Here is a 25,695-nt window from a genome sequence, read left to right as displayed (position 1 = left end):
GTCGATGCCGCGCTTCAGGTCCATAGGGTTCATGCCCGCTGCAACCGACTTCATGCCTTCGCGAACAATCGCTTGTGCAAGAACTGTTGCAGTGGTCGTGCCGTCACCGGCAATGTCGTTGGTCTTCGAAGCAACTTCGCGAACCATTTGCGCGCCCATATTCTCGAACTTGTCCTTCAGTTCGATTTCCTTGGCGACGGTCACGCCATCCTTGGTGATGCGCGGTGCGCCAAAGCTCTTTTCAATGAGCACGTTGCGCCCCTTGGGGCCCAGGGTCACCTTGACGGCGTTGGCGAGGATGTTGACGCCGCGCAGCATCTTGTCGCGCGCATCGGTGTTGAACTGTACGATCTTGGCAGCCATTGAGGGCAGCTCCTGTCTTGAATTTTTGGAAGAAAAAGTTCGAAAATACCGGTGCTTACAGCACGCCCAGTACGTCCGACTCCTTCATTATGATCAGGTCTTCGCCTTCCAGCTTGACCTCGGTGCCCGACCATTTGCCGAACAGGATGCGATCGCCGGCCTTCAGTTCCAAGGCGTTGACCGTGCCGCGTTCGTCACGGACACCCGGGCCGACGGAGACGACTTCGCCTTCCTGGGGCTTTTCCTTGGCGGTGTCGGGGATGATGATCCCGCCCTTGGTCTTGGATTCTTCTTCCACGCGCTTGACCAGCACGCGGTCGCCGAGAGGACGAAACGCCATCTGTGTATTCTCCGATGAGACTTCTAATGTTTCCTCGTAGCCCTCGGGGTCGGCCTTTTTGGCAGCCGAGCCTCGCGAGTGCTAACGCGAGGTGCAAGTAGGCGCCAAGGCGGGGAGCGTCAAGGCACGCGGCCCCGATGAACGCCAGATGAACGGGATTTCTGTTCGCCCGTTCAGGTTCACAAGCGCAGCAATAGTATTCGTCAGTCGCCGTTCTCCCGATCGAGGAAGCAGGCTTCACTGACGGCCTTGGAGGGTGGGACGATGAAGTTGTTTCGAATGATCGCCGTGGGCGCCGCCGCCCTGACGCTGAGCGCCGTCGCCCTGCCGGCCGCCGCCCAGAACTATGGTCGCGGTCACGACCGGCACGACCGGAATGAAGACGGCGATGCCGTCGCGGGATTGTTGATCGGCGCAGTCGTCGGCGGGATCGCGGGCGCCGTGATCGGCGACGGCGACGACCGCTATGTGGCCGGAGGCGCGCTTGCCGGCGCCGCTCTGGGCGTCGCCGCCGCTAGCGACGACAACGGTCGCGGCTATCGATCCTACGGCGGGAGCAGCTACGGCTACTCCTATGCGCCCTCATACTCCTACGGGGGTTACGGCGGCGGCTATCGCCAGGACTGCGACTACTGGCGCGATGGGCGCTGCTGGCGCAATCGCGGCCATTGGGAGCGCGAGCACGGCATCAACAGCCGCGAGCGCGGCTGGGATCGTCGCGACGAGCGGCGGGACAATCGCCGCGACTGGCGTTCGGATCGGCGCGACGATCGCCGGGACGACCGGCGCGATGACCGCCGCTGGCGCAACTACTGAGATCGGAAGCGGGCCCTTCGGGGCCCGTTTCTACATCAGGCGGGTCAGCAAGGCGGCCGTCGAGGTATCGAGAGACGCCGACGGGCCGCCGTCCGCGACGTCCTTCAGGATCGCCCTGGCCAGCACCTTGCCGAGTTCCACGCCCCACTGGTCGAAGGAGTTGATGTCCCAGACCACCCCCTCGACGAAAGTCTTGTGCTCGTAAAGGGCCAGGAGGGCGCCCAGCGTCTCCGGCGTCAGACGGTCCATGACGATGGCGGTTGAAGGCCGGTTGCCGGGGAAGGTCTTGTGCGTCGCCAGCCGGTCTGCCTCGGCGGCGTCCGCGCCTGAGGCCAGAAGCTCGGCCCGCGCCGCCTCTGTCGTCTTGCCCAGCATCAGGGCCTGAGCCTGGGCGAGCGCGTTTGACCACAGCGGGCTTTCCGGCGCGTCGGCATGGGTCTTCGCCACGATGACAAACTCGGCCGGGACGACCCGGGGGCCCTGGTGAATCTGCTGGAAGAAGGCGTGCTGGCCGTTGGTCCCGGGCTCGCCGAAGACCACGGGACAGGTCTTCCGCGTCACGGGCGAGCCGTCGCGATGGACCCGCTTGCCGTTCGACTCCATCTCCAGCTGCTGCAGGAAGGACGGCAGCCTGCGCAGGGCGTGGGCGTAGGGCGCCACGGTCCGGGCCGGCCGGTTCAGGCCATCGACATTCCAGATCTGGGCCAGGGCCATCAAGACGGGAGCGTTCCGTTCCAGCGGGGCGGAGACGAAATGATCGTCCATGGCGGCGGCCCCGGCCAGCATGGCCTCGAAGACATCCGGACCCAGGGCGATAACGCAGCTCAGGCTGACCGCCGACCACAGGGAGTACCGTCCCCCGACCCAGTCGCGGAAGGCAAAGGTGCGGGCGCACCCAAAGGCGCTGGCCTTGTCCGGCGCGGCGGTGACGCCGATGAAATGCCTGTCCCGACCGGCCTCGGGCAGACCCGCCGCGAGCCAGGCCTTGGCCGCTTCGGCATTGGCCAGGGTTTCCTGGGTGGTGAAGGTCTTGGACACGACGACGACCAGGGTGGTTTCCGGATCGAGTCCGGTGAGAGCCTCCGCCATATCGCGGGGGTCGATGTTGGCGACGAAACGCAGGTCGATCTGCGGGTTCAGCGGACGAAGCGCATCCCAGACCACGCGGGGGCCGAGGTCCGAGCCGCCGATGCCGACATGCACGATGGCCGTGAACGGCTTGCCGGTCGCGCCCGTCTCGCCGCCCGAGCGCACGGCGGTCGCATAGGCGGCCATGTCGGCGCGAACGGCGTCGACCTCGGCCGAGACGGCTTCACCGAGCGCGTGGAAATCGGAGCCCCTCACCGCGCGCAGGGCCGGATGCAGGACGGCGCGGCCTTCGGTGACGTTGATCGCCGCGCCGTCGAACAGCCGGGCGCGGGCCGCCTCGACCCCGGCGGACCGGGCCAGCTCCAGGCAGGTCTCGAAGGCGGCCTGCGTCCAGCTCTGCTTGGACAGGTCGAGATACAGCCCCGCCGCCTCGACCGACATCCGGGCCAGGCGATCCGGATCGGCCGCGAACTGGTCGAGGATGCGGGCGTCGGCGTCCCGCGCGGCGGCGGCGTCGAAGGCGGTCCAGTCGGTCATTCGTCTTATGTCCCCTTAATCAAGGTCTCGTTTACGGGTGGGGCGTAGACCGGTTCAATCGCCGATTCGCGAAAAGGTCGTTCACCATGTCCTGTGGCATCGCCATCGCCGCCGCCCTCCTGCTCAGCGACCCCAATGTGGCCCTGGCTGCCGCCGAGCCGGTCGCCGTCGCGGGAGCCCCGATCTCGGTCGCGTCCGAGCCCCTGTTCGCCGACATCGTCAGCCGGGCCGGTGCACTGAAGGCTGTCGTCGACGGCTGGAACGGCATCCCGGTCGACTTCGCCGCCTTCAGGACCGGCGCCGAACAACTTGCCGCCCTGGACATGCAGGCGCACCTGATCCTCAAGGAACGCGGCACCGACGGCGACCTGAAATGCATCCTGCGCGGCATTTCAGAGGACATCCCGGTCAAGGTCGCCGCTGTCGAGACCGCCGACACGGACGCGGCCCGCGCCACGGCCCTGTCGGAACTGGCCTATCTGCTGAACGACAATGTCGAGGTCATCACCATCCCACCGCACCCGGACGCCCAGTCCGGCGTGGCGGCGAACTGAAGCCGATCAGGCCTCTTCCGGATACTTGATCGAACAGCCGTAGGGCTGGGCGTAGGCCGTGCGAACGGCCCGTCCGGCCCCCACGTCGTCGAGCGCCGCGCGGACGAAGTTGTTCGCGCCTTCGAGATCCTCGACCTTGTTGGTAGGACGGTCGTCGATCCCGCCGGAGAACAGGATCCGGCCTTCCGCGTCGATCACCCGCATATCGGGCGTGGTCATTGCGCCGAATGCCTTGCCGACGGTCCCGTCCGGATCGAGCAGCAGATGGGTCGAGGCGGCGTTGTTGCGCGTCCGCCAGGCGCGGGCGGCTTCGCCCTCGATATGGCCCTGCTTGCCCGGGGCGGACGATATCACGGTCAGCCAGACCACGCCGTCGGCGACGGCCTCGCGCTGCAGGGCCTGCATGGCACCCGACGAATAGTGCTTCTGGACATAGGGACAGCCCTCGTTGGTCCATTCGATCACGACCGTCTTGCCTCTGAAATCGGCGAGGGAGCGCTGGACCCCTTCGCTGTCGGTCAGGGTGAAAGCCGGAGCGACCTGGGCCTGACCCGGCGTCGCGACGGCGGGAGTCGCCTCGGCCGTCGGGACGGAGACCGGCGCCTCGGCCTGCTGGCAGGCGGCGAGGGTGAGAAGGGCGGCGGCGAGGATGGGCAGGCGGATCACGGCGGCGTCTCCTTCGGTGAACTCAGGGGCGGGCGGTCTCCAGGGCCTCGATCACGACGCCCTCGGTGAGCAACTGTGGCAGGATGCGGGGCTCGGGCGAGCCCGGTGCGTACAGGAGGTATAGCGGTACGCCGGACCTTCGGCGGCGCTCCAGCTCACGGGTGATTGCGTCATCTCGTCGCGTCCAGTCACCGACCAGATAGACTGCGTTCGACGCCGTCAGGGCCGCCGCGACCCTGGGCGAGCTCAGCGAGGTCCGCTCGTTGATCTTGCAGGTGACGCACCAGTCGGCGGTGAAATTGACCAGTACCGGTCGCCCCTCGGCCTGAGCCGCCGCCACAGCCTGTTCGGACCACGGTTGCGAAGCCAGAGGGCCGGACGAGGGTGCGATGTCTCCGCCTTCCGCCCGCGCCTGTATGACGGCGACACCGGTCAGGCCGATTGCGGCGACGACGGACAGGGTCGCGGTCACGGCGCTGATCACGGCGGTCCCGCCCTGCGCACGACGCGACTGATTGATCCCCGCCAGCCAGAGACCGAGTCCCAGGAACAGGATCGCGAGGAACAGGACACCCAGCGCCTCTTCCCCTGCCTGACGCGCGAAGACCCAGACCAGCCAAAAGCCGGCCCCGTACATCGGAAAGGCCAGCAGGCCCTTCAGGCGATCCATCCAGGGGCCGGGGCGAGGCAGTCTAGCCAGCAGACGCGGCGACAGGCTGACGATCAGATAGGGCAGGGCCAGACCCAGACCCAGCATCAGGAAGACGACCAGCGCCATCGGCCAGGGCATGAGCAATGCGGCCCCGAGCGCGAAGGCCATGAAGGGCGCTGTGCAGGGCGCCGCCACCACCACCGCCAGCACGCCGGTGAAAAAGGCGCCGATGCCGCCGGGCAGGCGGGACAGGGGCCCGGACCCGGCCGCCTGCAGTCCGGCGCCGACATGGAAGACGCCGGACAGGTTCAGCCCCACGGCGACCATCAGCAGGGCAAGGGCGGCCACGACGCCAGGCGACTGAAGCTGAAAGCCCCAGCCCACAGCCTGCCCGCCCGCCCTCAAGGCGAGCAGAATTCCGGCCAGGAGGAGAAAGGTCGCCACCACGCCCGCCAGGAAGGCCAGCCCGTCGCGACGGGCTTCTGCGGGCGCATGAGCGCCAGCGGCGAGTGCGGCCGCCTTCATGGCCAGGATCGGAAAGACGCAGGGCATCAGGTTCAGGATCAGCCCGCCCAGCAGGGCGAACAGCGCCGTCTGCAGGAACCCTGGCCACAACGAAGACCCGCCGCCCACCGGTTCTTCGGAGAGGTCCAGAGCCCCGCCGCCCGCGCCGGGCAAGGCCGGGCCGGGGGTCGCCGCGATCTCCCATGCGCCGTCGTCTGTGACGAGGATGCCCCCGACCGGCCCGGTCAGGCCCTGCGCCACCAATTGGCCGCCGGCCGCGAGGTTCAGGGTCACGCCGTCCGGACCCCGTTCGCCCGGCTGGGGCGCGGAATGATCGATCAGGCCGCTTTCGAAGGGGAAGAACCAGGCGCGACCGGGCTGCAGCTCGGAGAGGGGCCCGCCGGTCGCGCTGAGACGCAGCGTCCCACCCTCCAGCACGACGCGGGCGGCGATGCCGGCGGGCCTGGGCGCAGTCTCGACGACGGTCTGGATCGCGGCGCCGAAGCGGGCGTCCAGCGGCGCGGCGCCCTGGCGGACGGGAAGATCGAGCCTCAGCATCAGTTCGTCCGGCACGCACATCTCGTCGCTGCACACCAGGAACAGGACACTGACGGTCAGGGGCAGGATGGACCCGGGGCGGGCGTCGCCCGGAACCTCAATCGGAACCGGCAGGAAGACCTCGCCGGAATAGCCGTAGTTCATCAGGTCCTGCAGCCGTTGGCGCTCGGGCGTCGGCCAGACGATTTCGCCGGCCGCGACGCGTGCGGGCAGGGTCCAGTTCAGGGTGGTCGGCCCTCCGGAATCGCCAGGGTTGCGCCAGTAGGTGTGCCAACCGGGCTCGATGGTCTGGCGGACAGCGACGATGGCGGTGGAGCCGGGCGCGACCCACTGGCTCATCGGGACCAGTTCCGCCTCGATCCGCACGGTGCGCTGCGGACCCGACTGGGCCACGGCCGGCGCGCGGCTGATCTGCTGGGCCATGGCCGGGGCGGCCGAGAGGAGCAGGGAAACGAGCAGGGCGAGGAGGCGCGACATCGCCCGCAGCCTTAGCGGCCTGTGGCCGTGACCGCCACGTTGCAATCCGTCACAGCCGGGCCACCGGCTAGGTGATGGCGGCGCTCACGGCGGTCGAGACCTTGTCGAAGGTGCCCGTGGCCTTGCCGGCGAACAGGGAGACGGCGCCGACGATGACCAGGAAGATCATGGCCACGATCAGTCCGTATTCGATGGCGGTGGCGCCGCTCTCGTTGCTCAGGAACCGGCGGATCAGGCGCGTCATTCGGCCCTCCGTTGGGCGAAACCTATAGAAGATCGCGCAACCAGGCGACCAGCGGGGCGTCGGCGGGCGGCATGGGATAGTCCGACAGCTTGTTCGGCTTCACCCAGGCCAGGGCGGCGTGCTCGCGCTTGACGACCACGCCGGACCAGCGCCGACACAGGTATAGTGGCATCAAGAGGTGAAACGATTCGTAAGCGTGGCTGGCGAAAACGAACGGCGCCAGACAGGCCTCCTGAACGTCGATGCCGAGTTCCTCGTGCAATTCGCGGATCAGGGCCGCCTCGGGCCGTTCGCCGGGCTCGACCTTGCCGCCCGGAAACTCCCACAGACCCGCCAGCGCCTTGCCCTCGGGCCGCTGGGCGATCAGCACCCGGCCATCCACATCGATCAGGGCGACGGCGACGACCAGCACTGTAGGGAGAACGGTTGGCGGTACGGCTTCGGTCATGTCGCCCCTTACCGGTTCCCGTAACGCCACTGCAATCATTGGTCATCCAGTGTGTCCGCCACGTCCTTGCGGATTGGGGCGACAATCAGGCAAGCAGTTTTGCTTTCGTTCCGTCGGCGTCCGACGGCTTCACCTTGAGATCGTTCCCGCCCGCCATGGCCCCGTCGTCCCTGTCAGACACCCTGTCGAGTCCCGAAGTTCAGGCCTTCGCCAGCGGCTTCCCTGTGCTGGTCGTCCACCTCATGGTCACCTTCGGCCTGCTGGCCGCGGGAGCGGTGATCTACGCCCTGCTGACGCCCTGGAAGGAGATTTCCCTGATCCGCCAGGGCAACGCTGCGGCCGGCGTGGCCTTCGGGGGCGTCCTGCTGGGCCTCGCCATTCCGCTGGCGGTATCCATGTCGGTGTCCACCTCCGTGGCGGATATCGCCCTGTGGGGCTTGGCCACACTGGTTCTCCAGCTCCTGGCGTTCCGCATTGTCGATCTGGTTCTGACCGGCCTGCCCCAGCGCATCCAGGAAGGCGAGATCTCCGCCGCCGTGCTGCTGGTTTCGGCCAAGCTGGCGACCGCCCTGATCCTCGCCGCCGCCCTGACGGGCTGAGCCCCCGCGAATGCGTTTTCCCCGTCCGCCGGACTGGCTGATCTATTCCAGCGTGGTCTTCGCCCTGGTGCTGGGCTCTTTGAGCCGACGCGAGAACGCCGATGCGCCCCCCGCCCCGCCGCCGCCCGACGAGATCGAGGGCGCTCTCCTGGGACCGGTCACCCCCTTCGATCCATCGGTGACGGTGACCGCGCCGGACGCGCCGTTCCAGCCCGTCGCCGGCACCGCCTTCTCCATCGCCGGACGCGGACGCTGGCTAACCGCCCGCCACGTCGTGGAGGGATGTCGCCGGCCCGCCCTGGTCGTCGGCGGCGGACGGGCGGTCGCGGCCGATGTGCGGCTGTCGCCCAAGGCCGACATCGCCCTGCTGATCACAGCCGGCGGTCCGCCGGCCCTGCCGGTCACCACCGATACGCCTCTGTACGTTGGCCAGCGGGCTTTCCACCCGGGCTTCCCGCAAGGCAGGCCGGGTGAAGTCACCTCGCGCCTGCTCGGCCGCGAGACGCTGAAGGTCCGGGGGCGCGGCGCTCATGACCAGCCCGTGCTGGCCTGGGCCGAGGTCGGCCGGACATCCGGGCTGGAAGGCACGCTGGCGGGCCTGTCCGGTGCGCCCGTTCTGGATCGGCGTGGCCGTGTGGTGGCGCTGACCATCGCCGAGGCGCCGCGGCGGGGACGGCTCTATACCACCGCGCCCGACACCCTGGGCCCCGCCATCCGGGGCGAACAGCAGCCGGATGAGCAGCTGGAGAGCGAGCCCATCACCGTCGACAACTACGGCCGGGTCGCCGACGACCTTCGCCGCGATCTTCGGGTCGCCCAGGTGGTCTGCCTGTCGACGTGAGCGCCCTGCCGGTCGATCCGCATCTCTACCTCGTCTTCCTGGGCGTGATGATGGTCATGGCCGTCACGCCGGGGCCGGCCAACCTTTTCTCCATCGCCACGGGGATGGAGCGGGGCAAGCGAGCCGTACTGATCGCGGTCGCCGGGATGAATGTCGCGACCCTCGTCTGGTTCGGCGCCGCAGCGCTCGGGCTCGGCGCCCTGGTGACGGCCTTTCCGGATGTCTTTCGCTGGATCGCGATCGCGGGCGCCCTCTATGTCGCCTGGCTGGGCGTTTCCTCGATCCGGTCCGCCTTCAAGGCCGCGTCCGAAGTCTCGACAGAGGGGCGGACCCATCTGCGCCGCCCCGCCTTCATCGATGGTTTTCTGGTGCAGATCGCCAATCCGAAGGCCGTATTGTTCTTCACCGCCGTTCTGCCGCCCTTCCTCGACGTCGACCGACCCGCCGCCCCTCAGCTGGCCCTGTTCGCGGTCGCCGTCATCGGCATGGACGTGCTGACCATGAGCGCCTACGGTCTGGGCGGCGCCGTTCTGGCGCGGCGGATGAGCGAAGCTCGCTTCCGGCGCGCCTTCGGCGTCTTCGTCGGCGCCCTGCTTCTGATTGCTGCAGTCCTGATTGTCTCGCGATTATAGGGGCTTGTTGAAAACGGAACGGCGTTGTTCATGCAACGTTCAGGTGAGGTGACGGATTGTCCGCTTCCCCTTCGGAGCCCCCAATGACCTCCTCAATCAAATCCTTGTTTGTGGTCGCCGCCTCGGCCCTGACCATGGCGGCCTGCGCCACCTCCACTGCCTACGCCCCCGCCGGCTTTAACGGCCAGCGCGGCGGCTATGCCGAACAACGGCTCGAGAACGATCGATATCGCGTCAGCTTCGCCGGCAACTCGGTCACCTCACGCGATCAGGTTGAAATGGGCCTGCTGCTGCGTTCGGCCGAACTGACGGTCGAGAACGGCTATGACTGGTTTTCAACCGTCAATCGCGCCACCGATCGCGACACGCGTTTCCAGACGACCAGCGACCCGTTCTTCAATCGCTACAGCCCGTTCTGGGGCCCGTCCTGGCGCTATTTCGGCCCGCGTGGCTGGAGCCGCTGGAACGATCCCTTCTGGGGCCGCGACGACTTCGACGTTCGCCAGATCGACCGCTACGAGGCGACCACCGAGATCGTCATGGGTCGCGGCGCCAAGCCGGCTGGCGACGCCAACGCCTTCGACGCCCGCGAAGTAATTTCCAACATCGGCGGCACGGTCGTCCGCCCGATGTGATCAGGAGGTCCGAAGCGGCGGCTCAGGCCACCGCTTCGGTTTCCGCTTTTGGCGGCGCGACGTCGTTGCTCGGCGAGACATAGTCCGCCATCGCGTCGAACTCGTTCAAGAAGATCGCACGCAGGTCGTCGGTTTCCATAATGACCTCGTGCTTGGCGTGATCGACTTCGACATAACGACCGCGACCCAGCCGTTTGGCAGCCCAGCGATTGGTCTGTTTCCAGACCCGATCGTCATCGCCCGACTGCACAATGGTGCAGGGAATCTGTACGGACTTCAGTGACTTGGGTTTGAGCGACCGCTCGCCGGCGTCGATGGCGAAGGCCAGCCAGCCCCAGGTCGGCCCCCCGACCGCCAGATGGGGGCAGGCGTAGAGCTGCTGCCGCCACAGTTCATAGCGGGTCTCGTCCGACGTCAGGGCGTCCTTCTCGAAAGTGTGGTCGAAGGGGTCGTCCGAGTCATCCAGCACGAAATCCCCTGCCTTGCCGTGGCGCACGTTCCAGCGCACCGCCAACTTGACCGACCACATCGACCGCTTTCCGGTCTTGATGCGCAGCATAGGGCTGGACAGGACCGCGCCGGCGAACCGGGTCTCTCCCGCTTCCAGGCAAAGAAGGTTCAGCGCCCCGCCCATGGAGTGGCCGACCATGATCCAGGGCTTGGGCGCGCGCGTCTCGAACGCATCCAGCAGCCGCGCGTAGTCGTCCTGGAACTCCTCCACCGCCCGGGCGTGGCCCTTCAGACGGTCGGGCAGAAGGCGCGCCGACAAACCCTGACCGCGCCAGTCGTGGGCCAGGACGCACCAGCCGCGAGCGAGGAAATTGCCGATGACCTCGAAATATTTCTCGATCGGTTCGGTTCGGCCGGGGCTCAACACCACGGTACCGCGGGGTTTGGGCGCGACGAGCGCCGACGGGGTCCAGAAGGCGGCCCGCAGGCGCAGTCCCCCGGCGCCCCGGAACCATTCTCCCACCCCTCCCGGGGGAGCGGCGGCTCCGGGCACGCCCATCAGGGGGGCATTGGCTGCAAAGGCGGCGGCGCGGTTCACTCGGGCTTCCTGAACTTCAAGGTCATGCGATCACTCTCGCCGATCGCGCGGTATTTGGAGGTGTCGAAAGCGGGATCGGGCGCTTCGCCCTGAACCGCCGTCAGCAGGCGCGGGGGCAGTGTCTCGACACCGAAGGGATGATCCTTGGTGTCTTCCGGGTTCGCGTTGATCTCGGAAGCGGCCACGAAGATGAACCCCGCTTCGGCCGCCAGCTGTTTGACGAACCCTTCCTGGACATATCCATTCGCGGCGGCGGGATCCTGATCCTGGTCAGGGGCCAGGCGATGCTGTTCGATGCCAAGAACGCCGCCCGGCTTCAGCGCTGCATAGGCGTCGGCAAAAGCCTTTTCGGCGATCCCGGCGGCCATCCAGGCGTGGATGTTCCTCATGAAGAGGGCCATGTCGGCGGTCCCGGCTGGCGCGACCGGGCCGGTCGCCGACCCGAAGGCGCTGAATTTCACCTCGCCGTAGAGCTTGCGGTCCGATCCGAAACGGCGTTCGAAGTTCGCCACCAGCGCCGCCTGGGCCGGGTTCGCACCCTCACCCGTGACGAAGCCCGCCCCGTAGTATTCGCCGCCGCCCTTGTTCAGATAGGGAGCCAGGATCTCGGTGTACCAGCCGCTGCCGGGCCAGAACTCGACCACATGCATCGACGGCTGCAGGCCGAAGAAGCGCAGGGTCTCCACCGGGTGCCGATAGAGGTCGCGCGGCCGGTCGGCGGCGCGCCAAGGCCCCTGGATCGCCCATTCCAGTGAGCCTTCGGGCGGGCCGGCCGGCGCTTCCGGGTCGGTCTTGGCCTCCTTGCGGCCGCAGGCGGCCAGAACGGAAGAAAGACCCGACATCAGCAGGATGCCCGCCCCGGCGAGCATGGCCCGACGCGACGGCTCTGTTCGCCCGATCCGCGCCCGATCCCGCATCAATACTCCCCAGACAGCCGCCGTCCGGGGGGCGATGCCGCCCCGGACCGACTTGGGATAGAGGGGTTCGCCAATGCCGTCAAAGGCTTGAACCTCAGGCCGGCTTTCGGAAACGCAGCGTCATCCGGTCGCTCTCGCCGATGGCGTCGTATTCGGCGCGTTCGGCCTCTGTCAGGGGCGTGGCGCGGTCGGTGGCGTTGCCTTCGCGCGCGGCGCTGGTGCGCACCGGCGGCAGGGTCCAGACCCCGAACGGGTGATTGTGGTCGTCCTTGGGATTGGCGTTGAGTTCGCTGCGTCCCTCCAGGACGAAGCCGGCCGCCTGCGCGGCATGAATGACATAGGACTCCGAAACATAGCCTGTAGGCGCCGTCAGGTCGGCGTTCAGCCCCTCGGCAGCGCGATGCTGTTCCACGGCCAGGATGCCGCCGGGCTTCAGGGCCTTGAAGAAGGCCTGAAGATAGGGCCCGGTGCGCCGGGGATTCGATCGGTGCCAGTTGTGGAAGGCGCGGGCGACGATGATCATGTCCGCCGTGCCGTCGGCCACGACCATGCCTTCGAGCGGACGATTGACGGGGACATAGGTCCCGCCGGTCGCCTCGGCATAGGGCTGCAGGATCGCGCTCCACCAGCCGCCACGGCCCGGCTCGATCTCGACAACGGTCGATCCCGGCGTCAGGCCCCAGAAGGTCAGGGTCTCGAACGGGTGGCGGTAGACGTCGCGCACGACATCTGCGGCCGGGCGCGTATCCGAGCCGATGGCGGCCTGCAGCGCCTCGTCCTCCTGCAGGACGGGCGGCGGCATGGCCTCGCGACGGGCAACGCGCTGGGCCTGGGTCTCGCCGGGAGAGGGCAAGGTCTGGGCCGCTGCGGCGGTGGCCGACATCAGGCCGAGGACGGCGGCGAGGGCGAATTTCGAGGCGCGCATGGATGTCTCCTGAATGAGGTGGCGGCACATTAGGGACCGGCCGCGAGCGGGCAAGTGACGATCCCGCAATCCGCCTGCCCTTGACGTCGCACTCAGGCATCCCACCTTTTCATCCGAGAGTGCCGATTCCGGGCTCTTGCAGACCAGGCGGGGCCCAACAGGGACTGTCCGGGCTGACCCCACCGCCGTCCCGGGCACATTCCCAGCAATGGGGCAGGGACGGTTCAATCTTGCTGATGATCAGGAGATCGACATGCGTACCATCGACTTCACCCCCCTCTATCGTTCCGCCGTCGGATTCGACCGCCTGGCTCGCCAACTGGAAAGCGCCGCGCGCACAAGCCAGGAAAACGGCTGGCCGCCCTACAACATCGAGACCACGGGCGAGAATGAATACCGGATCGAGATCGCCGTCGCAGGTTTCAAGCCCGACGAGCTGACGATCGAGGCCAAGGAAAACCAGCTGACCGTCACCGGACGCAAGACCGCCAACGACGATGCGACGGCGCAGAAGACCTATCTGCATCGCGGCCTGGCCGAGCGCGACTTCGAGCGCCGCTTCCAGCTGGCCGACTATGTCGTGGTGTCCGGCGCCTCGCTCGACAACGGCCTTCTGGCGATCAGCCTGAAGCGCGAACTGCCCGAGGCCCTGAAGCCCCGGCGTATCGAGATCGCGACGGCCGCGCCGACTGCAGCCCTGATCGAAGGCGAAGCCGCCTGAGCCGCTTCATTTCGTAACTGGACGGAAGGGCGGTCCTTTGGGCCGCCCTTTTTGCGTCAGGCGGCCACCGCCGGGCGGGTCATGCCCGTCACGCGATCGAGGCAGGCGTCCGCCAGGTTGGCGCCGTCCAGATTGGCGCCCGTCACATTGGCGCCGGACATGTCCGCGCCCCCCAGATTGGCCCTCGACAGGTCGGTGCGAACCAGCTCGGCGTAGCGCATGCGCGCGCCGCTGAAGTTCGACGGCACGCTGCGGGTCGGTCCTAGCGGCAGGGGGCTGATGTCTGCGCCGGTCAGGTCGATCTTGGTCATCAAGGCTGCGCCAAAGCGGGCGCCGCGCAGATCCGACTTGCCCAGCAAAACGCCGCGGAGGTCCGCCTTCTCGAAATTGGCTCCCTGCAGCTGGGCGCCGCGCAGATCGAGGCCGGCCAGACAGGCCCCCCTGGCGCTCATGGCCGAGAGCTTAAGCCCCTTCAGCCGATCGCCGAGCGGACGAAGGTCCTCGCCGTCCAGGACGGCCGGGCCTCCCAGAACGCCGCCGCTTTCGGCCCAGGCGTTGGCGTCGAGAGCCATCTGATAGAGCTCCTCGGCCCGGGCGATGGTCGCTGCGTCAGGCTCTCGGATGGAGCCGGTGGTATCGGTGCGGTCCAGCCTGGCCCGATCCATGGCCACACCGGTCAGGATGGCGCCGCACAGGCGCGCGCCCGCCAGATTGGCCCCGCCGACATCGGCGCCTTCCAGCAGGGCGCCGGACAGGTCCGCGTCCTTCAGATTGGCGCCGTTCAGCCGTGCGCCCCGCATCGAGCAGTCGGTGAAATCGGCCTTGCACGCGCTGACGCCGTCGAAGCGCGATCCGTCCAGGGTGGCCCCCGCGAACCGGGCTCCGTCTGCCAGGCCCTGGCGCGTTTCGTGACGGGCGGAGGCGAGCCCCTTGGTCTCGTGCGGGACGGCGATCACCCCTTCCCGGAAATCGGCCTGGGTCAGGTCCGCCTCCGACAGGTCGGCCCCCTGGAGGCAGGCGCCCCGGATGTCGGCCCGCTTCAGGCAGGCGCGGGTCATGTCGGCGCCCCGCAGGTCACAGCCGAACAGGACCGCCCGTTCCAGTCGGGCCCCGGCCATGTTGCAGTTCTCCAGGATCGCGCCGGAAAAGTCAGCGTCGTCCAGAATCCGGTGCGCCATCGAGACACCGGTCAGGTCGATGAATTTGAGCGACAGCTTGCGTCCGCCGGGCTTGCCGGTCACGAACCGTTCGTGGGCGGCGGCGAACATGTCGAAATCACCCTGTCCAAGGCGTCGTCTTACCATCGTCATGCCCGTTCCCCCTCTCGCAGAAGTCCGCGGACCCCGGCGAGAACCGCGTCTGTGAAATCGGCATGGCGCGTCTGGGCGCCATGCATGCCGGCCCGGGTCAGATCCGCGCCCGCAAAGATGCAGCGCCGCAGATCCGCCCCGGAAAGATCGGCCGAGCGCAGCACGGCCTCTGTGAGATCGGCCGGCAGAAGTCGCTCGGGTCCGAGCATCAACGGCCCCAGCTGCACCTCGCGCAGGTCGGCCCCGTTGAGCCGCGCTCCGACCAGCCGGGCGCCACGCAGATCGGCGCCTCGCAAATTGACGGACCGCAGGTCTGCGCCTTCGAGGTGCGCGCCCTGCAGCTTCACTCCTTCCATGTTCAGGCCGTAGAAGACCGCGCGCTTCGCCGACAGGGCCGTGAGGTTAAGGCCGGTGATCGAGCCTAGTCCCCGCAGGTCGACGTCATCGAACACCGAAGGCTGGCCCTCAGCCCCGCCGCTTTCGCACCAGTTGGCATGTTCGTGCAGCATCTCGGCCGCCGGCAACTGGGCCACGGGCGCGCCATGCGAGCCCTTGTCGGTCAGGGCGCCGTCCAGATTGGCGCCGTCGGTCCGCCAGGACGACGAAATCACCCCGACAAGGATGGCGTCCCGCAGGTCCGCGCCGGTCAGATCGGCCCCGGACATGTCCGCGCCCGCCAGGTCTGCCCCCCTGAAATTGGCCTGTTTCAGGTTTGCCCGGACCAGTTTGCAGTCCTTCATGATGGCGTCGGAGAAATCCGCAGACTGGGCGGCGATGCCCGAAAGGCGCGACCGCTGCAGATTGGCGCCGACCAGACTGACGCCCTGGGCCTGAGTGGTTTCGCGTCCCCTGGCCTCAACCACGCGGAAGCCGACCTTGCGGTCGGCCGAGGCGATCGTGCCTTCGCGCAGATCCGCTTCGAACAGGTCCGCGCCCGACAGGTCGGCCCCGCGCAGGCACGAGCCGCGCAGGTCCGCGCGTCGCAGCGAGGCCTCGATCAGGATCGCGTCCTGCATGTCCGCGCCGAAGAAGGAGGCGTTGTCGAGCTTGCAGCCGGTCAGGTCGCACCCGATCATCGACGAAGCGGCGAAATCGGCGTCGGCGAGATTGCGACCCCTCAGGCTGAGACCGGAGAGGTCCATCCAGGCGAACACCGCCCGGGCGCCGCCGGGACGCGCCTGCCACAGGCGATCGTGACGCGCGCAGATCGCGTCGACCTCCTGCTGGCTGATGCGGCGTCTAAGGACGCCTTCCGGGACTGCTGACATGATCCCATGATGGGACGGGGCCGCTTAAGGAAGGTTTTCGGAAACGCTTATTTCCTTCAGCCCGTTAGCTGGAGATCTGCGCCGTGGTCACAGGTCTGGACTGCCGTTCGTCCGATGCGGACGAAAATCACACCATGACGAAACGGACGAAATCCGTTGTTCACGCCGGCCAGCGCCTTTCCCGAAGGGGTCGGTTCGCCGCCAGTCAGGTTCAAACCGTAAGCAACCCCTGTTCGGCGAGGGCGTCGGCCAGTTCACCGGGCGCTGTCCAGAGGCGGGTATAGCCGGCCTCGCCCAGCCGTTTCAGCTCCGTGACAAGGTCGGCACGGGCCGAGGCGGCGAACCGGGCGTCGAACCCCTTGCCATCGGCGCTGATCCGCACCATCGGCCGGCCTGTCTCCAGCCGATGCAGGAAGCCTTCGGACAGGACGGCGGCCTCGTCCTTCATCAGGCCCGTCTCGACCTCCAGCCCCGCCTGTCGCAACCGTTCGGTGCCGCGCCCGGAGGCGAACGGCGAGGGATCCAGCGCGGCGACCACGACCCGGGCGATCTTCGCCTCGGCCAGAAACTGGGCGCAGGAGGCGCGGCCCGACGACCGCGCGCCGCACGGTTCCAGCGTCACATAGGCGGTGGAGCCCTCGACCTCGGCGCCGGCGGCGGGCACGGCCTGTTCCTCGGCATGGGGGCGTCCCCCTGCAGCCGTCGCGGACTCGGCCAGCACCCTGCCGTCCTTGACGATGACGCAGCCCACCGCCGGGTTGGGCCAGGTCTCGCCCATCCGGTCGAGCGCCAGGTCGATGGCCCGGCGCATGTAGGTTGCGTCGTCGCTCATGAAATCGCCGGGAGTTCGGTGGCGCGCCCGGCGTCCAGATAGCGGGCTGAAACCGGCTTCAGGTCGGCGTCCAGCTCGATCTCGAGCGGATTGCCGGTCGGGATCTCGACCCCGACGATCTGATCATCGGGCACGTCGAACAGGTGTTTGACGATGGCGCGCAGGGAGTTGCCGTGGGCCGCGATCAGCACGTTCTCTCCGGCCTGAAGCCGCGGTGCGATGGCCTCGTTCCAGTAGGGCAGGACGCGGTCGAGTGTGGTCTTCAGGCTTTCCGTGTCGGGAATCGCCTGTCCGGCATAGCGGGCGTCCTTCGAGAAGTCCCACTCGCTGCCCGCCTCCAGCGGCGGCGGCGGGATGTCGTAGCTACGCCGCCAGATCTTCACCTGGTCCTCGCCGTGCTTCAGGGCGGTCTCGGCCTTGTCCAGCCCGGTCAGGCCTCCGTAGTGACGCTCGTTGAGCCTCCAGTCCTCGACCACGGGAATGTTGGACAGGCCCGCCGACGACAGGGCGAGGGCCCCGGTGCGTTTCGCCCGCGTGAGGACCGAGGTGAACATCACGGCGGGCCTGAACCCGGCTTCGGCGATCAGTTCGCCGCCGCGCCGCGCCTGGGCCTCGCCCTCGGCTGTCAGATCGACATCGACCCATCCGGTGAAGCGGTTCTCGAGGTTCCACTGGCTCTGGCCGTGGCGCAGCAGGATCAGGCGGGGCATGAACTCTCCAATTTCGATCCTCCGGGGTAGGACCGCGCCTGACGAGGGTCAAGCGGGAGGCTGTCGCACAGGTTTCGCAGCGCAGCGATAACAGGGATCGGGCGTTGTTGTCGGCCCGCCCCCCTGCGGCTATACCGCCGCACCGTCGGAACCTCTCTTCCTTCAAGGACATCGAATGCTGAAGCCCCGCCAGGACCTGGTTCCGAACACCTTCGAATTCGAGACCATTCCCCTGGTCAAGCCGACGGGCTTCCGGGAATACGACGCCCGCTGGATCCTGGAGAAGGAGATCAACCTCTTGGGCATCCAGGCCCTGGGCCTGGCGCTGGCCACCTATGTCCACGAGAATGACATCCAGCCCCGCATCGTCGTGGGACACGATTTCCGCTCCTATTCCTCGACCGTTAAGCACGCCCTGATCATCGGCCTTCTGGAAGGCGGGATGGAGGTTCTTGACGTAGGTCTGGCCCTGTCGCCCATGGCCTATTTCGGCCAGTTCGCGCTCGAAGCCCCCTGCGTCGCCATGGTCACCGCCTCGCACAACGAGAACGGCTGGACCGGGGTCAAGATGGGCACCAACCCGCCCGTCACCTTTGGCCCCGAGGAGATCGGGCGCCTGAAGGAGATCGTTCTGTCCGGAACCGGTGTGCCGCGGGCCGGCGGGCGTCTGGAGCGGGTCGAGAACTTCCGCGAACAGTACCTCCAGGAGGTGGTCGGCTCGATCAAGCTCAGTCGTCCGCTGAAGGTCGTCTGCGCATGCGGCAACGGCACGGCCGGCGCCTTTGCGCCCGAGGCCCTGCGCCGCATGGGCTGCGAGGTCATCGAGATGGACTGCGACCTCGATTACACCTTCCCCAAATACAATCCGAACCCCGAAGACCACGCCATGCTGATGCAGATGGCGGAGCGCGTCCGTGAAACCGGCGCCGACCTGGCCCTCGGCTTCGACGGCGACGGAGACCGCTGCGGCGTGGTCGACGATACCGGCGAGGAGATCTTCGCCGACAAGATCGGCCTGCTGCTGGCCCGCGACCTGTCAGCCCTGTACGCCAACGCCACTTTCGTCGTCGATGTGAAGTCGACGGGTCTCTACAAGACCGACGAGGTCCTGAAGGCCAACGGCGCGACCACGGTCTACTGGAAGACCGGCCACTCCTACATCAAGCGCAAGACCGCCGAACTGGGCGCCCTGGCCGGGTTCGAGAAGTCGGGCCACTTCTTCCTCGCGAACCCGATCGGCCGAGGCTACGACGACGGCCTGGTCGCCGCCGCCGCCGTCCTCCAGATGCTGGACCGCAACCCGGGCAAGACACTGAGCCAGCTGAAGACCGCCCTGCCGGACGCCTGGACCAGCATGACGATGTCGCCCCACTGCGACGACGAGATCAAATACGACGTCCTCGCCAAGGTCGTGGCCGAATACGAGACGCTGGCGGCCGAAGGCGGCTCGATCCTGGGCCGCAGGATCGTCGAGGTCATCACGGTCAACGGCGCGCGGGTCCATCTGGAAGACGGGTCGTGGGTCCTGGTCCGCGCCTCGTCGAACAAGCCCGAGATGGTCGTGGTCGTCGAATCCATGCGGTCCGAGGACGACATGCGCGCCCTGTTCCGCGAGGAGGTGAAGCCCCGCCTCGCCGCCCACCCGGAAGTCGGCGCCTACAACCAGGAAATCTGAGGCCTCCTTTTCCCTGACGCCGCGTCAGGACTCGAAGACAGAGTCCGCCGGGTCCGGGGAGTCCGGATGCCCCGCGCCTTTTCCGCACGAAGAGGGGAGTGTAGGGGCGTTTCAGGGCGTGATGGATAAAAGGCGTCTCGTTAGAGCCGGGCTTTGATTCCAAAGGCGGATTCGGACGATCCGTTGATGGGTAGGGCTCCGGATTCCTTCTCCCCCTGCCGGAGACGGTGGCCGAGAGAAGCGAGGTCGGATGTGGGGCCCCGCCGTTTGACCCCCGGCGCGGCGCGGTCCAGAACCGCCGCAACGGGGCGGGAGGCGGCGTGGCGGGACGGATCGACAGGGTGGCCATCGTGGGCGGAGGCTTCTCCGGCGCCATGCTGGCGGCGCGACTGGCCGAGGTCGGGATCGCATCGACCCTGATCAACCGGACGCCGGACTTCGGTCTGGGAGTCGCCTATTCGACGCCTTTCGCGGGGCATCTGCTCAACGTCCGGTCGTCGCGGATGAGCGCCCTGGCCGATCAGCCTGATCATTTCGTGCGCTGGCTGGAAGCGAACGAGCCCGAGCTGGCGGACCCTGACGGATTCGCGCCCCGCCTGATCTTCGGCCGCTATGTCCAGGCGCGGCTGGCCGAGGTCGAGGCGGCGTATCCGAAGCGGATCCATCGCGTCACAGGCGAGGTGGCGAGCGTCGAGACCGACGGTGTCGCCCTGTCGGACGGCCGACACGTGGCCTCCGACGCCGTCGTTCTGACCACCGGCAATCCGGCGCCGAAGACGGCCTCTGGCCGATCGCCGCGCGTGCTGTCCGACCCCTGGGCCCCCGGCGCGCTGGAGGCGATCGGCGCGGACGATGACGTCCTGATCGTCGGCGCCGGCCTGACCATGGTGGATATGCTGCAGGCGCTGGACGGACACGGTTGGCGCGGCCGGGCGCAAGCCCTGTCGCGGCGGGGCCTGCTTCCCCGGGCGCATGCCGACCTGCCCGATCCGCCGGAAGCGCCGAACCCCGCGATGCTGGAAGGTCCGCTGTCGGCGCGGATGAAGGCATCGCGCGCCGTGGCCCGCGCCGCCGGCTGGCGCGAGATGATGGAGGGCCTGAGGCCGATCACCGCCGATCTATGGGCGAAGGCCGATCTGGCGACGCGCCGGGGGATCGTGCGGCATCTGAGGCCCTGGTGGGATGTGCATCGCCACCGGATCGCGCCCCGGATCGGGCGCTTCATCGACGGGCTTGTGGCCGAAGGCCGGCTGAGCGTCGTCGCGGGCCGGGTGAAGGGGATCACGACCACCGATGCCGAAGTCCGGCTCGACTGGATGCGGCGTGGTCAGGCCCAGGCGCCGCTCACAGCCGCCTGGCTGATCGACTGCACCGGTCCGGGTCATGCGCCCGAGGCCGATCCGGTCACCGGGCCTTTGCTGGTGTCCGGGCGGGCTCGGCTGGATCCGCTGCGGCTCGGGCTGGAGCTGGACGGCTACGGCCGGGTGCTCGCCGCCGACGGGAGAGCCGACCCGCGCCTGTTGGTCCTGGGCCCGCCGGCCCGCGCTGCCTTCTGGGAGACCATCGCGGTGCCGGATATCAGGAAGCGGATCGAGGACGTGGTCGCGGCGCTGAAGGGCTAGCGGAAGGCGCCTTCGCGCAGGTTGAGCCCGTGTTCGACGAAGGCCTTCAGGCAGGCCAGCATCTGGGTCCAGCCCATGCAGTTGCCATAGGAGGCCTTCAGACCTGTCGGCGTGTCGCGCCAACCTTCCTCGCCGATGCGGACCAGGGTGCGCGTGTCGCCGTCGAGCGGCGAGAAGCTCATGGTCACGGTTGTCATGTAATTCGCCCCGACCACCGGCTGACCGTCCTCCGGCACGCCCTCGTTGGCCTCCCACTTCAGCACGATCTTCTCGTCCTGGACGACCTCGACCACCTCGACCGGGAAGGCGCCGGGGAAATCGGCGAAGTCCCATTGGACCGTGGCCCCGGTTTCCAGCCGCCCGACCGCGCCGCCGGTGGTGAAATAGCCGGACAGTTTCGCCGGATCGGCGACCGCCTCGAACACCTCGTGGACGGGTTTCGACACCCGCATCGACACCTCGAATTTCAGCGCCATCGTCTTTCTCCGTGGTTGCTGACCGGCTTCATATGTTATATTCTTATAACATGTCAAACGCCGACTATCTGGATACCGTGTTCAAGGCCCTGGCCAACCCGGCGCGTCGGCGGCTGCTGGATGCGCTGAAGAACAGGCCCCTGACCACCGGCCAGCTCTGCGAAGTCGAAGACGGGCTGGATCGCTGCACCGTCATGCAGCACCTGAAGGCGCTGGAGGCCGCCGACCTGATCATCGTCCGCCGCGAGGGCCGCGAGCGCTGGAACCACCTGAACGCCGGGCCGATCAAGGCCGTCCACGACCGCTGGCTGGCCCCTTACACGCGCGGCGCGGTGTCGAAGCTGGCGGAGCTGAAGGAGAGGGTCGAGGGCTAGAAGGCCATGTCGTCCGGCGCTTCGGTGGGACTGCTGTCCACAGGCGCGGGACTGGTGATCGCGCCGACCAGGGTCACGCCCTTCTCGGCCAGGGCGCGCGACAGGTTCTCTTTCCGCTCGAACTCCTGTTCGGCCTCAAGGATCGCCTTTTTGCGCTCGACATCAATCATGGGGATCGGCTGTTAGCGCCCGTCGCAGTGCAGCAGCAAGCGCAGCCATTGGGCTGAGTCCGTTACCGAACGGAACAACATCCCACTCCGCGCTGTTTCGACCCGCCCGCCCTTCGGACCCCGCCATGACCGACCTTCCCGCCATCGCGCTCAAGACTCCCGCCATCCTGCTGGCGGGCGACGTCGACTACGCCATGTACTGGAAGTTCCGGGATCAGCTGGCCGCCGCCCCCGCGACCGGTCTGGTCGTCGTGGCGCTGTCCACCCTGGGCGGGGACCCGGAGGTGGCGCGCATGATGGGCGAGGACATCCGCTTCCATTCCGAGATCAGCCCCGATCGGCGGTTCGTCTTCCTCGGCAAGGCGGCGGTCTATTCGGCGGGCGCGACCTTCATGAGCTTCTTCGCGCGGGAGAACCGGTTCCTGACGCGGGGCTGCCGGCTGATGATCCACGAGCGCAAGATGGACAAGACGCTGAACATCATCGGCCCGCTGTCGATGTGCCTGGCGTCGGTGAGGGCGACCCTGCACGAGATCGAACACTCCATCCTGATCGAGAAGGAGGGGTTCGAAAACATCATCGCCGGCTCGTCCGTGACGCTGGACGAGCTGATGAACCGCGCACCATCGAACTGGTATGTCGAGGCGAGCGAGGCGGTGGAGCTGGGGCTGGTCAGCGGCGTGATCTAGCCGCCGCCGTCACCGTCGCTGCGACATCGGCCACCACGCAATGGACCAGGGCCCCGTCGTCGCCCTCGGCCATGACGCGGATCAGTTTTTCAGGGCCCGGCGGGCGCACCAGAAGGCGGCCTTGGCTAATTAAGACAACCTGTTGAGGCTCCACATTCAGCCGTGGCGGCGCTGTCTTGCACGACTTCCGGTCTTCCCGCGCCCCAGACCGAGACCGCAGTCAGCAGCCCGACCATATTGATGGGCTTGGCCAGACAGTCGTCGATGCCGACAGCGGCATAGCTCGCCAGCTGTTCAGGCAGGGTGTTGGCGGTGACGGCGATGATCGGAACCGCACCCCTGTCACCCGCCAGGGCCCGGATGCGCCGGGACGCCTCCACCCCGTCCATGACCGGCATGGCGATGTCCATCAGGATCAGGTCGAAATCGCCCTGTTCGACCGCTGTCAGGCCCTGAAGCCCGTCGTCGGCGGTTTCGCAGTGAACGCCCTGGGCGGCCAGGATTGTCGCCACCAGGGTGCGGTTGTTCTCATTGTCGTCGACATAGAGGACCGCTGGTCCACTGTCTGGGTGGCGGGTGTAGGGCACACCGGTTTTCGGCGCGCCGAGGGTCGCGGTGGCTGTGGCGTGCCCCTCCGGCACAATCACGTCCTGGTCCGACACGATGATCATTTCGTTGACCAGCGTCAGCAGCCGCTGGCCCCCCTCGTGGATGCGTCCGGCCTGTTGCAGTGTCCGCTCCGGCAGGGTGTCGTGCATCATCACCTCGGCGAAGCCGAGGATCGCGTTCAGAGGCGTGCGCAATTCGTGCGACATGTCGGACAGGAACTGCTGGCGCGCCTCGGCCATGGCGGCCTTCTGTTCGGCGGCGGCGCGGGCCTGTTCGGCCTCAACCCGGGCGGTGACGTCCTGTTCGCTGAGCAGCAGGCTGATTTCGCCCGTCACCGGGTCCGGCACCGCGGTCAGGACCAGATGGTGCCAGCGGATCCCCTGTGAGGTGTGGATCTCGCACACATCAGAGGCGCTGTTGCCTTCCAGGGCTCGGGTCCGAAGACTTTCCACGGCCTCGGGCCTCACAAACCGCTCCGCATAGGCAAGGGTTTCGCTGCCATAGGCGCTGAAGGCGGCGGGGTTGCAGAACAGGGCCCCGCCCTCCTGGTCAAACAGGGAAATGAGGGTGGGAGCGTAGCGCAGCGCCTCGACGGCGCGCCGCTCGGCCGGCCCGACCTCGATGGGCGCAGCCTCGAACAGCAGGACGGGCCGATCGTCGGCGAGCACGAAGGTCGAGATCGTCGCCTTCACCGTGACCGGTTGGCCGTTTGGGTAGAAGGTCCAGCGCTCGCTGACCGTTTCGCCGTCCGCGGTGACCTGCACCAGTCGGTCGGTCCGCGCCTTGACTGCGGGCGACAGGTTGGAGAAATCCCGGGCGAGCAGGGCCTCAAGGGTATCCGATCCCCAAAGGACCAGGGCGGATGTGTTGGCGTATACGCCCTTGCTGGCCGCCGGGTCGAACATCCAGACCGGACGACGCAGCCGGTCCCAGGCCAGGAACAGGGACGAGTCATCCAGGGCAGGGGCCGCGCTGTGCATGGGACCCGCCATGTCAGAGCGACCTGAATTTTCATTTAAGTCCGGTGATGTCCGGTCAACCCGCCGCCTTCACCGCCGCAGCGACATCGGCCACGACACGTTTAACAAGGGCGCCGTCGTCGCCCTCGGCCATGACGCGGATCAGTTTTTCGGTGCCCGACGGGCGGACCAGCAGGCGGCCCTGGCCGGCGAGGGCGGCCTCGGCCTCGGCGATGGCGGCCTTGACCTTCGCGTCGTCGAGCGGCTTGCCGCCGGTGAAGCGGACGTTCTGAAGCAGCTGGGGCACGGGTTCGAACTGGCGGGCCAGTTCGCTCATCGGCTTCTTGCTCTCGACCAGCACGGCCAGCACCTGCAGGGCCGCCATCAGACCGTCGCCGGTGGTGGCGTGATCATGCAGGATCAGGTGGCCGGACTGTTCGCCGCCGAGGTTGAAACCGCCCTCGCGCATCCGCTCCATGACATAGCGGTCGCCGACCTTGGTGCGCTCCAGCGTCAGGCCGTCGCCGGTCAGGGCGCGTTCGAGACCGAGGTTGGACATGACGGTGGCGACCACGCCGCCGCCCTTGAGCAGGCCGCGCCGGGCCCAGTCGCGGCCGATCAGGGCCATGATCTGGTCGCCGTCGACGACCTTGCCGTTCTCGTCGCAGACGATCAGCCGGTCGGCGTCGCCGTCGAGCGCGATGCCGATGTCGGCGCGGTACTGTTTGACGGCGGCGGCCAGGGTTTCAGGATGGGTCGAGCCGCAGTCGGCGTTGATATTGGTCCCGTTCGGCGACACCCCGACGGCGCAGACCTCGGCCCCCAGTTCGAACAGGGTCGTGGGGGCCACGCGGTAGCCGGCCCCATTGGCGCAGTCGATGGCGATCCGCAGTCCTGCGAGCGACAGGTGGCGGGGGAATGCGGCCTTGGCGATCTCGATATAGCGGGGTGGGGCGTCGTCGATCCGCTTGACCCGGCCCAGCCGGTTCGACGGCGCCAGGCCTTCATCAAGGCCCGCGTCCATCATGGCCTCGATCTTGAGCTCGATCTCGTCACTCAGCTTGTAGCCGTCGGGGCCGAACAACTTGATGCCGTTGTCGGCGTAGTCGTTGTGCGAGGCGGAGATCATGACCCCGAGGTCGGCGCGCATCGAGCGGGTCATCATGGCCACGCCCGGCGTCGGAATCGGGCCGAAGGTGCGCACGTCCATGCCGACGGAGGCGAAACCGGCGACCAGGGCGGGCTCCAGCATATAGCCCGACAGGCGGGTGTCCTTGCCGATCACCACCAGATGGCGGCGGTCGTCGCCCGACATGAACAGCTTGCCGGCCGCCAGACCGACGCGCAGCGCGATCTCCGCCGTCATCGGGCGTGTGTTGGCCCGGCCGCGAATGCCGTCCGTGCCGAAATATTTGCGCTCGCCCATGTGCGGCCC

30 protein-coding genes are annotated in these 25,695 nt (G+C 67.8%); 11 read left to right on the top strand and 19 right to left on the bottom strand.

The genetic code is table 11. From position 1 onward, the window contains the following. The coding region (locus tag RMO01_RS00745) for a TCP-1/cpn60 chaperonin family protein (RefSeq protein ID WP_309627138.1) at window positions 1-363 on the bottom strand (363 nt) is incomplete at its 3' end. 55 nt (window positions 364-418) lie between these two features. Next, the gene (groES, locus tag RMO01_RS00740; RefSeq protein ID WP_309627137.1) at window positions 419-703 is read right to left on the bottom strand and encodes a co-chaperone GroES; all 285 of its coding nucleotides are present in this window, start codon (window positions 701-703) and stop codon (window positions 419-421) included. A gap of 264 nt (window positions 704-967) precedes the next feature. Here groES and RMO01_RS00735 point away from each other — a divergent pair, with 264 nt between their 5' ends. Next, the gene (locus tag RMO01_RS00735) at window positions 968-1,519 is read left to right on the top strand and encodes a hypothetical protein (RefSeq protein ID WP_309627136.1); all 552 of its coding nucleotides are present in this window, start codon (window positions 968-970) and stop codon (window positions 1,517-1,519) included. A gap of 30 nt (window positions 1,520-1,549) precedes the next feature. On the opposite strand, the gene pgi is transcribed toward RMO01_RS00735, so the two are convergent. Next, window positions 1,550-3,145 (bottom strand): glucose-6-phosphate isomerase, encoded by a 1,596-nt coding sequence (gene pgi, locus RMO01_RS00730; RefSeq protein ID WP_309627135.1) that lies wholly within the window; start codon window positions 3,143-3,145, stop codon window positions 1,550-1,552. Between the two features lie 86 nt (window positions 3,146-3,231). On the opposite strand from pgi, the gene RMO01_RS00725 reads away from it, so the two are divergent. Then, window positions 3,232-3,699 (top strand): hypothetical protein, encoded by a 468-nt coding sequence (locus RMO01_RS00725; RefSeq protein ID WP_309627134.1) that lies wholly within the window; start codon window positions 3,232-3,234, stop codon window positions 3,697-3,699. Between the two features lie 6 nt (window positions 3,700-3,705). Here RMO01_RS00725 and RMO01_RS00720 read toward each other — a convergent pair whose 3' ends face one another. The 4 genes from RMO01_RS00720 to RMO01_RS00705 all read right to left on the bottom strand — a co-directional run bounded on the left by RMO01_RS00720 (window position 3,706) and on the right by RMO01_RS00705 (window position 7,248). Then, a complete protein-coding gene (locus tag RMO01_RS00720; protein WP_309627133.1) occupies window positions 3,706-4,365 on the bottom strand; it encodes a redoxin domain-containing protein in 660 nt (219 codons plus the stop codon). Between the two features lie 22 nt (window positions 4,366-4,387). Then, a complete protein-coding gene (locus tag RMO01_RS00715) occupies window positions 4,388-6,556 on the bottom strand; it encodes a thioredoxin family protein (RefSeq protein ID WP_309627132.1) in 2,169 nt (722 codons plus the stop codon). 67 nt (window positions 6,557-6,623) lie between these two features. Then, window positions 6,624-6,800: a Flp family type IVb pilin gene (locus RMO01_RS00710; protein WP_309627131.1), complete on the bottom strand. Its 177-nt coding sequence runs from the start codon at window positions 6,798-6,800 to the stop codon at window positions 6,624-6,626. A gap of 22 nt (window positions 6,801-6,822) precedes the next feature. After that, the gene (locus tag RMO01_RS00705) at window positions 6,823-7,248 is read right to left on the bottom strand and encodes a (deoxy)nucleoside triphosphate pyrophosphohydrolase (protein WP_309627130.1); all 426 of its coding nucleotides are present in this window, start codon (window positions 7,246-7,248) and stop codon (window positions 6,823-6,825) included. A 155-nt stretch (window positions 7,249-7,403) separates the two neighbouring features. Here RMO01_RS00705 and RMO01_RS00700 point away from each other — a divergent pair, with 155 nt between their 5' ends. The 4 genes from RMO01_RS00700 (at window position 7,404) to RMO01_RS00685 (ending at window position 9,955) form a co-directional block, all read left to right on the top strand. Continuing rightward, window positions 7,404-7,847, top strand: coding sequence for a DUF350 domain-containing protein (locus RMO01_RS00700; RefSeq protein WP_309627129.1), 444 nt, complete (start codon window positions 7,404-7,406; stop codon window positions 7,845-7,847). A gap of 10 nt (window positions 7,848-7,857) precedes the next feature. Then, window positions 7,858-8,688: a serine protease gene (locus RMO01_RS00695; RefSeq protein ID WP_309627128.1), complete on the top strand. Its 831-nt coding sequence runs from the start codon at window positions 7,858-7,860 to the stop codon at window positions 8,686-8,688. Further along, on the top strand, window positions 8,685-9,320 hold the full coding sequence (locus tag RMO01_RS00690; RefSeq protein WP_309627127.1) for a LysE family translocator: 636 nt from the start codon (window positions 8,685-8,687) through the stop codon (window positions 9,318-9,320). The genes RMO01_RS00695 and RMO01_RS00690 overlap by 4 nt, the downstream gene beginning before the upstream one ends. Window positions 9,321-9,403: 83 nt before the next feature. Further along, window positions 9,404-9,955: a CC0125/CC1285 family lipoprotein gene (locus RMO01_RS00685; RefSeq protein ID WP_309627126.1), complete on the top strand. Its 552-nt coding sequence runs from the start codon at window positions 9,404-9,406 to the stop codon at window positions 9,953-9,955. Window positions 9,956-9,977: 22 nt separating this feature from the next. Here the strand turns inward: RMO01_RS00685 and RMO01_RS00680 are convergent, their stop codons facing one another. The 3 genes from RMO01_RS00680 to RMO01_RS00670 form a co-directional block, all read right to left on the bottom strand. Further along, complete coding sequence (locus RMO01_RS00680; RefSeq protein WP_309627125.1) at window positions 9,978-11,003, bottom strand: alpha/beta hydrolase; 1,026 nt, start codon at window positions 11,001-11,003, stop codon at window positions 9,978-9,980. Further along, window positions 11,000-11,920, bottom strand: a complete 921-nt coding sequence (locus RMO01_RS00675; protein WP_309627124.1) for a methyltransferase — start codon at window positions 11,918-11,920, stop codon at window positions 11,000-11,002. Before RMO01_RS00675 ends, RMO01_RS00680 begins: the two co-directional genes overlap by 4 nt. A 94-nt stretch (window positions 11,921-12,014) precedes the next feature. Continuing rightward, window positions 12,015-12,845, bottom strand: a complete 831-nt coding sequence (locus tag RMO01_RS00670) for a methyltransferase (protein ID WP_309627123.1) — start codon at window positions 12,843-12,845, stop codon at window positions 12,015-12,017. Window positions 12,846-13,098: 253 nt separating this feature from the next. Between RMO01_RS00670 and RMO01_RS00665 the strand changes: the two genes are divergently transcribed. Further along, on the top strand, window positions 13,099-13,566 hold the full coding sequence (locus tag RMO01_RS00665; protein WP_309627122.1) for an Hsp20 family protein: 468 nt from the start codon (window positions 13,099-13,101) through the stop codon (window positions 13,564-13,566). Window positions 13,567-13,622: 56 nt separating this feature from the next. On the opposite strand, the gene RMO01_RS00660 is transcribed toward RMO01_RS00665, so the two are convergent. The 4 genes from RMO01_RS00660 to gpmA form a co-directional block, all read right to left on the bottom strand. Next, window positions 13,623-14,876, bottom strand: coding sequence for a pentapeptide repeat-containing protein (locus RMO01_RS00660; protein WP_309627121.1), 1,254 nt, complete (start codon window positions 14,874-14,876; stop codon window positions 13,623-13,625). Then, window positions 14,873-16,144 (bottom strand): pentapeptide repeat-containing protein, encoded by a 1,272-nt coding sequence (locus RMO01_RS00655; RefSeq protein ID WP_309627120.1) that lies wholly within the window; start codon window positions 16,142-16,144, stop codon window positions 14,873-14,875. The genes RMO01_RS00660 and RMO01_RS00655 overlap by 4 nt, the downstream gene beginning before the upstream one ends. 211 nt (window positions 16,145-16,355) lie before the next feature. Next, window positions 16,356-16,976: a bifunctional diaminohydroxyphosphoribosylaminopyrimidine deaminase/5-amino-6-(5-phosphoribosylamino)uracil reductase RibD gene (locus tag RMO01_RS00650; protein ID WP_309627119.1), complete on the bottom strand. Its 621-nt coding sequence runs from the start codon at window positions 16,974-16,976 to the stop codon at window positions 16,356-16,358. Next, a complete protein-coding gene (gene gpmA / locus RMO01_RS00645; protein WP_309627118.1) occupies window positions 16,973-17,686 on the bottom strand; it encodes a 2,3-diphosphoglycerate-dependent phosphoglycerate mutase in 714 nt (237 codons plus the stop codon). The genes RMO01_RS00650 and gpmA overlap by 4 nt, the downstream gene beginning before the upstream one ends. 175 nt (window positions 17,687-17,861) lie before the next feature. Between gpmA and RMO01_RS00640 the strand changes: the two genes are divergently transcribed. Then, on the top strand, window positions 17,862-19,361 hold the full coding sequence (locus RMO01_RS00640; protein ID WP_309627117.1) for a phosphomannomutase/phosphoglucomutase: 1,500 nt from the start codon (window positions 17,862-17,864) through the stop codon (window positions 19,359-19,361). 227 nt (window positions 19,362-19,588) lie between these two features. Next, a complete protein-coding gene (locus RMO01_RS00635) occupies window positions 19,589-20,983 on the top strand; it encodes an FAD/NAD(P)-binding protein (protein ID WP_309627116.1) in 1,395 nt (464 codons plus the stop codon). Here RMO01_RS00635 and RMO01_RS00630 read toward each other — a convergent pair. Then, a complete protein-coding gene (locus RMO01_RS00630; protein ID WP_309627115.1) occupies window positions 20,980-21,459 on the bottom strand; it encodes an SRPBCC domain-containing protein in 480 nt (159 codons plus the stop codon). The genes RMO01_RS00635 and RMO01_RS00630 overlap by 4 nt on opposite strands. A gap of 50 nt (window positions 21,460-21,509) precedes the next feature. On the opposite strand from RMO01_RS00630, the gene RMO01_RS00625 reads away from it, so the two are divergent. After that, window positions 21,510-21,833, top strand: a complete 324-nt coding sequence (locus RMO01_RS00625; protein WP_309627114.1) for a metalloregulator ArsR/SmtB family transcription factor — start codon at window positions 21,510-21,512, stop codon at window positions 21,831-21,833. On the opposite strand, the gene RMO01_RS00620 is transcribed toward RMO01_RS00625, so the two are convergent. After that, window positions 21,830-22,003: a hypothetical protein gene (locus RMO01_RS00620; RefSeq protein WP_309627113.1), complete on the bottom strand. Its 174-nt coding sequence runs from the start codon at window positions 22,001-22,003 to the stop codon at window positions 21,830-21,832. The genes RMO01_RS00625 and RMO01_RS00620 overlap by 4 nt on opposite strands. A 125-nt stretch (window positions 22,004-22,128) precedes the next feature. On the opposite strand from RMO01_RS00620, the gene RMO01_RS00615 reads away from it, so the two are divergent. Beyond that, window positions 22,129-22,692 carry a peptidase S14 gene (locus tag RMO01_RS00615; RefSeq protein WP_309627112.1) on the top strand — a complete coding sequence of 188 codons (564 nt, stop codon included), beginning with the start codon at window positions 22,129-22,131 and terminating at the stop codon, window positions 22,690-22,692. On the opposite strand, the gene RMO01_RS00610 is transcribed toward RMO01_RS00615, so the two are convergent. From RMO01_RS00610 to glmM, 3 genes are read right to left on the bottom strand one after another with little or no spacing between them, the layout of a single operon-like run. Continuing rightward, window positions 22,676-22,801 carry a hypothetical protein gene (locus RMO01_RS00610; RefSeq protein ID WP_309627111.1) on the bottom strand — a complete coding sequence of 42 codons (126 nt, stop codon included), beginning with the start codon at window positions 22,799-22,801 and terminating at the stop codon, window positions 22,676-22,678. The genes RMO01_RS00615 and RMO01_RS00610 overlap by 17 nt on opposite strands. A gap of 16 nt (window positions 22,802-22,817) precedes the next feature. Next, window positions 22,818-24,281, bottom strand: a complete 1,464-nt coding sequence (locus RMO01_RS00605; RefSeq protein ID WP_309627110.1) for a response regulator — start codon at window positions 24,279-24,281, stop codon at window positions 22,818-22,820. A 55-nt stretch (window positions 24,282-24,336) separates the two neighbouring features. Then, the gene (gene glmM / locus RMO01_RS00600; RefSeq protein ID WP_309627109.1) at window positions 24,337-25,686 is read right to left on the bottom strand and encodes a phosphoglucosamine mutase; all 1,350 of its coding nucleotides are present in this window, start codon (window positions 25,684-25,686) and stop codon (window positions 24,337-24,339) included. Between the last annotated feature and the right edge of the window lie 9 nt (window positions 25,687-25,695).

It is taken from the genome of Brevundimonas sp. (assembly GCF_031412435.1).
GTDB lineage: Bacteria > Pseudomonadota > Alphaproteobacteria > Caulobacterales > Caulobacteraceae > Brevundimonas.
Note: the sequence above shows the minus strand (reverse complement) of the source record. Positions and strands in the feature narration are given on the sequence as shown.